Consider the following 11,247-nt stretch of genomic DNA (forward strand, 5'->3'; position numbering starts at 1 on the left):
CCTCGGGCTCATCTTCCCCTTCGGAGTCATCGCCGGCCAGATCCAACAGGCGAGCCGCACGTTTCTCTTTCACACGGGCGGCGGTCTCCATATCCTGCGCGAACGCTTCGAGCAACGACAGGTAGGCATCCTCGTCGGTGATCGAGGCATTGACCCCCTTGCCTGCGAGGACGTCTTTAAAGCCGTCCTGCTCCAGATGCTGGAGGAGCGTATCTATGGCCACATTCAGCTCTCTAGATACGTTAAAAAGCCTGACTTTCTTGAAGGTCGTCTGTTTTGTCATACACCTTAAGATACACACTTAGGCGAAAAGCCGCCTCCCTGGCACGCCATCGCGCAATCAATCCTCTTCCACCTCCTCTTCGTCCTCAAATTCAGCCTTGATCACGTTGAGGACACGTTGTGCCGCTTCCGTGTCGAGGCCCGAACGACGCACCAGTTCTTCCAGGGAGAGTTCGAGTACGGCACGAGCCGAGTCGCATCCGATGTTCTGGAGCAGCTTCAGCGTGTCGGGGTCGAATTCGTCTGCAAATTCGCCGATTTCGATGTCTTCTTCGTCGGCAGCGATTTCGCGGTAGATATCGATTTCATACCCCGTCAGAGCCGCCGCGAGGCGAATATTGATACCACCGCGACCGATGGCCTGGCTGACTTCATCGGCCCGGACAACCACCTTCGCGCGCGGTGGATTCAACTCATTATTGACGACCACATTGACCGGCTTGGCCGGGGATAGCGCCCGTTTGATCAATTCGTGTGCATCGTTGGTCCATTCCAGGACGTCGATGTTCTCGTTGCCCAGTTCCCGCACGACGGCATGGATACGGACACCTTTCATGCCGACGCAGGCACCGACGGGGTCGATCCGGTCGTCATGGCTTTCCACGGCTACCTTGGCGCGGTCGCCGGGCTCGCGGACGATGCGCTTGATCTCAACGATGCCGTCATAGATTTCGGGCACCTCAAGTTCGAACAGACGCTCCATGAAGATAGGATCCGCGCGGCTAATGATCACCTGCGGATTGCTGCCGGCGTCGCGGCGCACTTCCTTGACGACGGCGCGCAACATGTCGCCCTTGCGGTAGCGATCCTTGTAGATCTGCTCTTCGCGAGGTAGCAGCAGTTCAACCTTATTATGGATCACGAGGACTTCGCGGCGGCGGATCTGGTAGATCTCACCTACGACGACCTCACCGATAATATCTTGATACGCCTTGTGGACGTTTTCTTTCTCGATATCGCGAATGCGCTGGCTGAACGTCTGCCGGGCCGTCATGACGGCGCGCCGACCGAAATCCGCGATGTCGACTTCGCTCGCCACCTCGTCCCCCTCCGAGAAATCTTCGTCGATACGGACGGCGTCGCGCACTTCGATCTGGGTGACGGGATCGTCCAGGTCCAGGTTCGCCACGACCTGGCGGATATGCAGCACTTGAATATCGCCATTGTCCGGGTTAAAGATGATCTCAAACGACTCGTCGGAGCCATACCGCTTGCGAATCATGGCGCGGAAGACATCTTCCACGATCATTTGCAGGGTATCGCGTTCGATCCCTTTCTCCCGGGCGATTTCGGCAAAAGAAGATACTAGGTTCGTGCTCTGCATGGCGTTGCCTTCGTATCAGGTATCACTTGGTGACTGAATGGGACCGGCGACCATTCCGGGCCGGCCTACCAGGGTAACTCGATCCTGGCCTCCACGATATCCGCATAACGGACACGGCGTGGCTGATCATCCGTGATTTTAAGTTCAACATCGTCGTCTCCCGCGGTGGCGAGGATGCCGCGGACCGTATGCTCCGCGCCGTCTTCACCCCGAACGACCAGGCGCATTGGGCGCCCGCTATGCCTGCGGAACTGCCGGGGCATCACCAGCGGCCGGTCGGCCCCCGGGGAAGAGACGGTGAGGTAATACCGCCCCTTGATGATGTCCTCGGTTTCCAGCAAAAAACCGATTTCCCGGCTCAAGTCCGCCAGCGCCTCGATGGAAATGCCCTCGTCGCGATCGACGAACACCTCCACCACACGCGAACCCTCGCGGCCGCGAATCGAGACGTCCACCAGAAAATATGGCGGATCCTCGATCACCTCCTCGATGATCGCCCGCACGCGTGCGGGCAACGGATCGTATTCCGGTTCAACCGGTTTGCTAACCGTAGTGCTCATAAGAATAAAAAAGCCCGGTCCTTTCGAGAACGGGCGCTGCAGGGTCTCACCTACAACAACAAAAAAGGGCGGCCACTGACCCCCCTTGCACGTCTACCGCAGCTAACTTTGCAGCTAACTTTGCAGCTAACGTTGAAGTTACCTTCGCAGCTAACTTACCTGCGCCGTAGGCACCGTTCCGAGCGCTCCTGAGGTCCCATCAAACGCGGGCAAAAAGCGTTAGTTCCGGTCTCCTGGGGGCCTAAAAGCGCGTCTTATTCAGACCAGGGTTGGACGCCGCGCCCAATCGACGGTTTCCTGAAAATCGAGCATGAAATGCAGCCCTCGGCTCTCCCGCCGCATCTGAGCGCTACGGATGATGAGGTAGGCGACAACGATCATGTTGCGCATCTCGCAGAGGCCCGTGGATACGCGGGAGCGGCGGTAAAAATCTTCCGTCTCTTCGTAGAGGAGGTGCGTGCGCCGGAAGGCGCGTTCCAGGCGGAGGCGGGAGCGTACGATCCCCACATAATCCCACATAACGCGGCGCAGTTCGTCCCGATTGTGTGAGATGAGCACCCATTCCTGGGGCTCCTCTGTGCCGCTATCGTCCCAATCAGGAATACCCTCCATCCACCCGACCGCGCGCACAAAGGCGGTGGCTTCCCGCGCGGCCCGATAGCTGAACACGAGCGCTTCGAGGAGGGAGTTGCTCGCCAGCCGATTCGCGCCGTGCAACCCTGTATGACTGACCTCGCCACAGGCGAACAGGCCGCGAATGGATGTTCGCCCCATCGCATCCACCTGCACGCCTCCGCACTGGTAGTGCGCCGCCGGAACGACGGGGATTGGCTCGGTCGTCATGTCGATCCCATACCGGAGACAGGTTTCGTAAATATTGGGAAAATGCCGGCGAACGCGATCCGCGCCGATGTGCGATATATCGAGCAGCACATAGTCGTCCCCTCGTTGCTTCAACTGGTCGTCGATGGCACGCGCGACGATGTCGCGGGGCGCGAGTTCGCCGCGACGGTCGTAGTCCGGCATGAACCGGTGCCCATTTTTGTTGAGCAGGATGCCCCCTTCGCCGCGCACGGCCTCGGTGATGAGGTACGAATTCGCCTCGGCGTGATACAGGCTGGTCGGGTGGAACTGGATGAACTCCATATTCGCGATCCGGGCCTTGGCGCGATAGGCCATCGCCAATCCGTCTCCGGTGGCGATGCCGGGGTTGGTGGAGTGGAGGTAGACCTGTCCACAGCCACCGGTGGCAAGAAGCGTGGCCCGGGCGAGCATGGTGAGCACCCGGTTGTTCTGTTCGTCGAGTACATAGGCGCCGTAACACCCGATGTCCGGCTGGAGGCGTGTCACGTGCCGGCCGAGGTGGTGGTCTGTAATGAGTTCAAGCGCAAAATGGTGCTGGAAGACCTGGATGTTCGGATGTGCATTCACCCGGGCGAGTAGTGCGCGTTCGACCTCTTTACCGGTCGCGTCGGCGGCATGTACGATCCGGTTCTCGGAGTGACCGCCCTCCTTGCCCAGGTGGAGCCGGCCATGTTCGCGGGTGAACGCCGCCCCCATCTCCATCAACTCGCGCACCCGCGCCGGCCCTTCCGTAACCACGATGCGGACGATTTCGGGATCACAAAGCCCGGCGCCGGCGATCAGCGTGTCCTCGATGTGTTTCTCGAAGCTGTCCGCGTCGTCGATGACGGCGGCGATGCCACCCTGCGCGTAGTTCGTATTCGACTCCGCGCTCTCTTTTTTGGTGACAATGGCCACGGTGCCCTCCTCCGCTGCGCGCAGGGCGAACGAGAGGCCGGCTATCCCGCTCCCGAGTAAAAGAAAGTCGTATCGCTCGGCCATAAGAGGGGCTGGGGGGTGTCACTGCATCAGGAAAGCCTTAATCAACTCGTCCAGGTTGCCTTCCATGACAGACTGGACGTCGGTGACTTTCGTCTCCGTTCTGTGGTCATTGACCATGGTATAGGGCTGGAACACATACGAGCGAATCTGGCTGCCCCACTCGATCTTCTTTTTATTGCCTTCGATCTCGTTTTTGGCCGCTTCCTGGATATCCTGCTCGAGTTTGTAGATCCGGCTCTTGAGCATCTTCATCGCCCGCTCCCGGTTCTGGAGCTGGCTCCGCTCCTCGGTGCATTCCGCGACGACCCGGGCTTCTTCTCCGTTGGATAGTGGGCCTATCCAGATGTATCGCGCCCCGGTTTCTACCTTGTTCACGTTCTGGCCGCCCTTGCCGCCCGAGCGGAACGTCTGCAGTTCCAACTGATCGGGCTTGATGTCTACCGTGATCGTCTCGTCGATCTCGGGATAGACGAATACGCTGGTGAACGACGTATGCCGCTTGCCGCTCGAATCGAACGGAGAAATACGCACGAGGCGATGCACGCCGCTTTCGGACTTGAGGTAGCCGTAAGCGTACTCGCCGGCGATGCGGATCGACGCACTTTTGATGCCGGCTCCTTCTCCTTCCTGATAATCCAGCATGGTCACGGCGAACCCTGCCTTTTCGGCATACCGGGTATACATGCGGAGCAGCATCTCGGCCCAATCCTGGGCTTCGGTGCCGCCGGCGCCGGGATGGATGGTAAGGATGGCGTCCCGCTGGTCATCCGGGCCGCTCATCATCTTCCGGAATTCGAGCGCATCGACTAGCGCGGCGAGGCGCTCGGCCTCGACCTGGATATCCTCCGCGAGGCCACCCTCTTCGGCATCCAATTCCAACAGGGTATCAACGTCCTGGGCGCTCCGTTCGATACGTTTCCAGGCGTTTAACCAGCTCTCGTGCAACGCGATTTCGCGTTCCACCTCCCTCGCCGCCGTCTGATTTTGCCAGAAATCAGGATTCAGCCGGCGTTGACTCAGCGCATCGATCTGTTGTTCGCGATGAGCCGGGTCAAAGATACCTCCCGAGCGTGTATACACGCTCTAACAGGCTACGGATTTCTTCGGTGGTCCTGGGCATCGGGGTACGTTTGCTCCATACTATGAGTGGTGCGCTCAGCGCCGCACCAACAGGGTGCGCGAGCGGACGATCCGCGCCGTCTGAGCGCCCACGAGGCCGCCGCAAACGCCGAGGGCGCATCCAATCAGAATCGTCAACACAACGAACATGGCTTCGGGCATGTTTCCCATGATCTCCGCCATCGCGTCGATCATGCGTGAAACAGGCGCGGAAGCCACGATAAAATTATAGGCGACCAGCAGGGCCCAGGGCAATCCCACGGCGAGTCCGCCCCAGAGCCAGCCTCGTTCCACAGCCAGATACCCGGCGACAACGCCGCCGGCGACACTGAAAGGCCATCCCAGCACGAGGTGTAACACGAGCGCCACGATCATTCCGGCAATGCCAGCCATTATCGGAATCCGGTCAATTGTTGAAGCTGCTCGCGGACACGCGGAGACGTTTCCTTCGCGAGACACCGCTGGATATCGTCGCGCAGCGGCGCCACGTTCACGGCGCGGAGGGCCTGCGCGGCGGAGAATCGTTCGATTTCGACGCCATCGTCCAGGAGGGCGACGAGCGCCTGCCCCACGCCGGCGCCCACGGCGGGCTGTGCTCGAGCAATCATGCCCAGAGCATCCGCCGCCGCCGCACGCACCTCCTCCGGTTCGCTCGGATCGAGCCGGGCCTCCAGGTAGGCGATCCCTTCCGGCGCAGCGATCGTTCCGTAGGCCTCGATCAGGGCGAGTTCGACGACATGTTGCCAGCTCTCGACATCAAACAGCCCCCGCACGGCGTCGAGCGTTTCGTCGGGGTACGATCGCGCCATCAGACGCACACTTTCGGCCATCAGCTGATACGACGGATCGCTCAGCGTGCCCCGCAACGCCGCCAGCAAGACACTGTCCGCATACCGCGACAGGGCGATGAGCGCGGCCTTTCGGACGATGGACGAGGCGTCGGAGCGGGTGACGCCGGCCAGCGCCTCGCGTACAAACGGGTCTCCAGCGTAGGCGGCGAGAGCGGAAGCGGAGGCCTCACGAACGGTCTCGCTGGCGTCGACGGAAAGGACGCGCAGCAGGGCATCGCGCGTCGGGGTTTCCGGCTCCAGCGCGCCGAGCGCCAGGACGGCATCGTACCGGCCGGCCATCTCATCATCCCCCTGGGCTTGACGCACCCACTCGTCGCGATCTTTCGTCTCCCGAATATCCGCCAACAGCCAGTCGCCGGCGTCGAACCGTACGAACGACACATCACCGGCAAGCGCAAAGCGGAATGTGGTGTCGCGATTTGACACGGTGAATCGCTGGGTGAAGGGGGCCGTGCCGCCTTGCAGGTTCAGCTCGACCTGGACGTCAAACCGAAACGCTGGGAACAGCACGCTGTCCTGCACCTGGCGCACCCGCACTTCGTACAGCCCGCGGTTGGCAAAAAACGTGTGATCGACTTCTATTTCAGGGTGCCCGGGCTGCTGGAGCCATTGATTAAAGAAGAAACCCAGATTGCGCCCCGACGCCTGCTCCATCGCCTTGCGGAGGTCGTCGGCAACGACATGGCGCGAGGCGTAGTCGCGTACGTACCGCCGAACCCCATTCCACCACAACACCTCGCCCAGTTCGAACCGGAGTTGATGGAGGACCATCGCCATCTTCTCGTATGTATGGCGGTCGTAGAGGGCGTTGGGGTCGTCGTATCCGTACCAGATGATTGGACGGCGCATCGACGCGGCCTCCTGCAGGTACGCCGTGCGTTGTTCGATGGTATGGGCCTGCGCCTCGTCCATGCCGGCGCTCTGTTCGATGTACACGCGCTCGAAGTAACTCGCGAAACCTTCGTTCAGCGGCAGATGGGCCCAGTTGCGGGGCACAATAAAATTGCCGAACCACTGGTGGGCGAGTTCATGAGCGATAAGATCGCGGCCGTCGAAGTCCAGCCGCGCACGCTCGTCGTGCTGGAGCTGTTCGTACATCACCGTGGCGGTGGTATTCTCCATGCCGCGCGCCGTGAAATCGCGCACGGTGACCTGTTTGTAGTTGGACCACGGGTACGCCACTCCGACCGCCTGCTCGAACACGCCCATCATGCGCGGCGTCTCGCCAAAAATGAACGAGGCGAGACGCTCGTACGCCGGCTCGACGATATAGGCCAGCGGCACCTGGCTGCCGTCGCTACGGGCATATCGATCGAGCACGGTCGTGAATTCACCCACCACGACGCTGGTGAGGTAAGAGGCATGGGAGCGAGAGAGGCGCCAATGGTCGCGCCGGAGGCCGTCGGCCAGTTGCTCCTGGGCGATGATCCCCCCGTTGGCGATCGTCGAATACGAGGCCGGCACGGTAAGGATGAGGTCCACCGACGCGAGGTCGTTTGGATAATCCCATCCCGGATACCAGTAGCGGTTATCCTGGGGCTGACCGAGCGTCCATACCTGCGTCGGCTTGGAGGAGTCGGTGCCTGCGCCGTCGACGAAGTGCATCCCCAGCCGTTGCCCGTTGCGGGTGGGATGGGCCGTGTAAGCGATGGCGACATCGAACGTATCGACGCCCAGGGGCTGTGGCGGGATGAGGGCTAGCGTGTGCCCGTCATACTGGATTTCCAGCGGAACCCGGGAGCCGTCCGTCTGGATCAGGCTCGCGTCGTGGATTTCCATGTCACGCCCGTCGAATCCGAGACGGGTCATTCCATTGACGAGCGTGCGCAGCCGATGCGTCGCAACGCCCAGGACGCGCTCCCCGGGGAAGTCGAACCGGAGGTCGAGTGTGGAGTGGAGCAGGTCGTAGTTGCTGACCGGCTCGACGAAGGCCTCGTCCGGGTTGCGGATCACCCGGTACGCCGGCGGCAGGTAGGCCGGCAAGACCTCGGCCGCGGCTTCGGCGGGCGTCGGCGTGGGCGCTGTTCGCGGCTGGATGACCCGGGGCCGGTAGGCCGGCGGGTCCGATTCGGAGGGCCGGCGTCCCGAACATCCCGCAACCGTCACCAAAACAACAACGAGCATGCCAGCCCACGCAGCGCTCAGACAAAGAGGGCGACTATTCCGCATGGTTCGATTCAAGCCTGATGACGCTGCGCGAACCGGGTGATCCGGCGGACAGCTTCTTCGATTTTGTCATATGCCGTCGCGTACGAGCAGCGCACGTACCCAGCGCCACTCGGCCCGAAGGCGTCTCCAGGAACCACGGCCACCCGTTCTTCCTCGAGCAGCTTCTGGGCGAATTCCTCCGAGGTAAAGCCTGTGGACCGGATATCCGGGAAGCAATAAAATGCCCCCTCCGGCTCGAACGTCGGCATGCCGGCATGGCGGAAGCCGTCAACAATCAGCCGACGCCGGCTGTCGTAGGCCTGTCGCATGGTTTCCACATCGTCGGCGCAATACTTCAACGCGGCCACGGCGCCGATCTGGCCGAGGGTTGGGGCGCTCATCACCACATACTGGTGCAGCTTGTACAGCGCCGCGGCGATCTCGCGGGGAGCGCACACATAACCAATACGCCATCCCGTCATCGCGTGATTCTTCGAGAAGCCCCCGAGGAGGACAGTCCGCTCCCGCAGGCCGGCCACCGACGGCACACACACGTGGCCGCTCTCACGCGCCTGACCATACACGAGCTGGTCGTAGATCTCGTCCGACAACACCATGAGGTCGTGCTCCTCCACCACTTCCGCAATCGCCTCGAGCGACTTACGGGACAGCACCGCGCCCGTCGGGTTGTTCGGGTAACCCAGAAATAGCATCTTCGTACGCGGCGTGATCCGAGACGCGATGTCTTCCGCCGTCACCTGGAACTGGTGCTCGACCGACGTGGGCACGTACACCACTTCGCCACCGGCGAACTGCGCCGTTGGACCGTAGGATACGAAACAGGGTTCGGGGATGAGGACCTCGTCGCCGGGGTCGACCAGCGCCAGCATGGCGAGCAGCATCGCCTCGCTCACCCCCACCGTCACGATGATCTCGGTTTTAGGGTCGTACGATACACCATAACGGCTTTTAAGATCGGCTGCGATCAACTCGCGTAATTCAAGCAGCCCGCTGTTCGCCGTGTAGCCCGTTTTCCCATCTCGCAAGCCCTGCATGGCGGCGTCGATGATCGGTTTCGGGGATACAAAATCCGGCTCGCCAATGCCGAGGGAGATGACATTTTCCATCGTCGCGGCGATTTCGAAATACCGGCGGATGCCGCTCGGTTTAACCTCGCGACCGCGTCTGGAGAGTTTGTCGGTAAGCGTGGGTCGAGAAGGTGCAATAGCCATGGCCGTATGCTGGGAACGGGATGGTGTGAGATATGAAAGCGGAACAGGAGCCGGGATCACCCGACACGTGCAAACGTTGTGAGATGTTCCTTCTCGCGCCCGCCGCCGGCGGGGCTAATATACGCCCTCCACGAGGAACGCGCATCGCTCGGGCCGGTACACCGCTCCGTTTCCGGCGTCCTTGTATTCTTAAGCCAGCGTACGAACCCAATCGAGAGTTATGGCTACTTCGTTCAAAAATTACATCGGCGGTCAATGGCAGGATGCCGCGGACAACGCCACGTTTGTCGATACCAACCCGGCCCGCTCGGCGGACGTCATCGGTCGTTTTCCCCTCTCGGGCGAGCGGGATGTCGACGCAGCCGTGCGCGCGGCGCAGGAAGCGTTTGTGACCTGGCGACGGATGCCGGCGCCGCAGCGGGGCGACTATCTGAAGCGCATCGGGGACCTGCTCACCGAGCGCAAGGACGCCATCGCCTTCGAGATGACCCGGGAGATGGGCAAAACGTTCACCGAGACGAAGGGAGACGTTCAGGAAGCCATCGACACCGCCTACTACGCGGCGTCGGAAACGCGGCGCCTCTTCGGGCACACCGTGCCGAGCGAGCTGCCGAACAAGTTCAACATGAGCATCCGACGGCCCGTGGGCGTCATCGGCGTCATCACGGCCTGGAATTTCCCGGTGGCCGTGCCCACCTGGAAGATGTTTCCCGCCATCGCCGCCGGCAACACGGTAGTCTTTAAGCCCAGCGAGGACGCGCCCCACAGCGGGATGCTGCTCGTGCAGGTGTTCGTTGACGCCGGCCTGCCCGTCGGGGTGGTGAATCTGGTCCAGGGCGCCGGCGCCACGGGCGCCGCCATTGTCAACCACCCGGGCGTGGACGCCGTGTCCTTCACAGGCTCGACGCAGACGGGCGCCAGGATCGCCGAGGTCTGCGGACGGACACACAAGCGCGTTTCGTTGGAGATGGGCGGCAAAAACCCGCAGATCGTGCTGGCGGATGCGGATCTTGACCTCGCGCTGGAGGGTGTGCTCTGGGGCGCGTTTGGCACCACCGGCCAGCGGTGCACGGCCACGAGCCGGCTCATCCTCCACGAGGCGATCCACGATACCCTCGTCGATCGCCTCATCACGGCGGCCGGACGACTCAAGCTCGGATACGGCAACGAACCAGGCGTACAGGTCGGCCCCCTCATCAACCAGAAGGCGTTTGACAAGGTGTCGTCCTACATGGACGTTGCCCGTTCGGAAGGCGTCCGGATCGCCTGCGGCGGGAAGCGCGCGATGGGAGCCGGCCTCGATATGGGCTATTTCTTCGAGCCCACCGTATTCACCGGCGTAACGCCAAACATGCGGGTGGCGCAAGAGGAAATCTTCGGGCCCGTATTGTCGGTGCTGAAGGCGTCGTCCTACGAGGAGGCGGTCGCGATCGCCAACAATACCGAATACGGCCTCTCGTCGTCGATCTACACGAAAGATGTAACGATCGCCTTCCGGGCCATTGAGGACATCGAGGCCGGCATCACCTACATCAACGGCCCGACGATCGGCGCCGAGGCGCACATGCCGTTCGGTGGCGTGAAACATACCGGCAACGGCCACCGCGAGGGCGGCTGGGAGGTGTTTGATTTCTACACGGAGACGAAGAGTGTCTACATCGACTACAGCGGGAAGCTACAGAAAGCGCAGATTGATAATCAGTAATCAGGGCTGTTCATAAAACGACTATTATTATCGCTTTGTCATCCCGGACCTGATCCAGGATCCAGAAAAATGGCTCATCCGACTAGGGTGTGTTGACATTCGGCATGGAAGAGCGGGTTTTCGATGGATTTCGTGTAGATCGAGGCGCTTTTCGAGCGCGATGCAGCGCATCTCGCGAGAA

Annotated in this window: 9 protein-coding genes; 1 reads left to right on the top strand and 8 read right to left on the bottom strand. The window is 61.5% G+C overall.

Annotated features, from left to right (window positions below; translation table 11 throughout):
• The 8 genes from SH809_10010 to SH809_10045 all read right to left on the bottom strand — a co-directional run.
• On the bottom strand, positions 1-283 hold a 283-nt coding region (locus tag SH809_10010; protein MDZ4700027.1), incomplete at its 3' end, for a hypothetical protein.
• A gap of 57 nt (positions 284-340) precedes the next feature.
• Positions 341-1,606, bottom strand: coding sequence for a transcription termination factor NusA (gene nusA, locus SH809_10015; GenBank protein ID MDZ4700028.1), 1,266 nt, complete (start codon positions 1,604-1,606; stop codon positions 341-343).
• Positions 1,607-1,671: 65 nt separating this feature from the next.
• Entirely contained in the window at positions 1,672-2,166 is a 495-nt protein-coding gene (gene rimP, locus SH809_10020; protein ID MDZ4700029.1) for a ribosome maturation factor RimP, read from the bottom strand.
• Positions 2,167-2,424: 258 nt separating this feature from the next.
• A complete protein-coding gene (gene nadB, locus SH809_10025; protein MDZ4700030.1) occupies positions 2,425-4,011 on the bottom strand; it encodes an L-aspartate oxidase in 1,587 nt (528 codons plus the stop codon).
• Between the two features lie 18 nt (positions 4,012-4,029).
• A protein-coding gene (gene prfB, locus SH809_10030) for a peptide chain release factor 2 (protein MDZ4700031.1) occupies positions 4,030-5,131 on the bottom strand; the annotation gives its coding sequence in 2 pieces (ribosomal slippage) (positions 4,030-5,064 and positions 5,066-5,131; 1,101 coding nt in all).
• A gap of 35 nt (positions 5,132-5,166) precedes the next feature.
• On the bottom strand, positions 5,167-5,523 hold the full coding sequence (locus tag SH809_10035; protein ID MDZ4700032.1) for a hypothetical protein: 357 nt from the start codon (positions 5,521-5,523) through the stop codon (positions 5,167-5,169).
• On the bottom strand, positions 5,523-8,105 hold the full coding sequence (locus SH809_10040; GenBank protein MDZ4700033.1) for a M1 family metallopeptidase: 2,583 nt from the start codon (positions 8,103-8,105) through the stop codon (positions 5,523-5,525). Before SH809_10040 ends, SH809_10035 begins: the two co-directional genes overlap by 1 nt.
• 53 nt (positions 8,106-8,158) lie before the next feature.
• Positions 8,159-9,361: an aminotransferase class I/II-fold pyridoxal phosphate-dependent enzyme gene (locus tag SH809_10045; protein MDZ4700034.1), complete on the bottom strand. Its 1,203-nt coding sequence runs from the start codon at positions 9,359-9,361 to the stop codon at positions 8,159-8,161.
• A gap of 220 nt (positions 9,362-9,581) precedes the next feature.
• Here SH809_10045 and SH809_10050 point away from each other — a divergent pair, with 220 nt between their 5' ends.
• Positions 9,582-11,066 (top strand): aldehyde dehydrogenase family protein, encoded by a 1,485-nt coding sequence (locus tag SH809_10050; protein MDZ4700035.1) that lies wholly within the window; start codon positions 9,582-9,584, stop codon positions 11,064-11,066.
• Positions 11,067-11,247 lie beyond the last annotated feature (181 nt).

It is taken from the genome of Rhodothermales bacterium, assembly GCA_034439735.1.
Taxonomy (GTDB): domain Bacteria; phylum Bacteroidota; class Rhodothermia; order Rhodothermales; family JAHQVL01; genus JAWKNW01.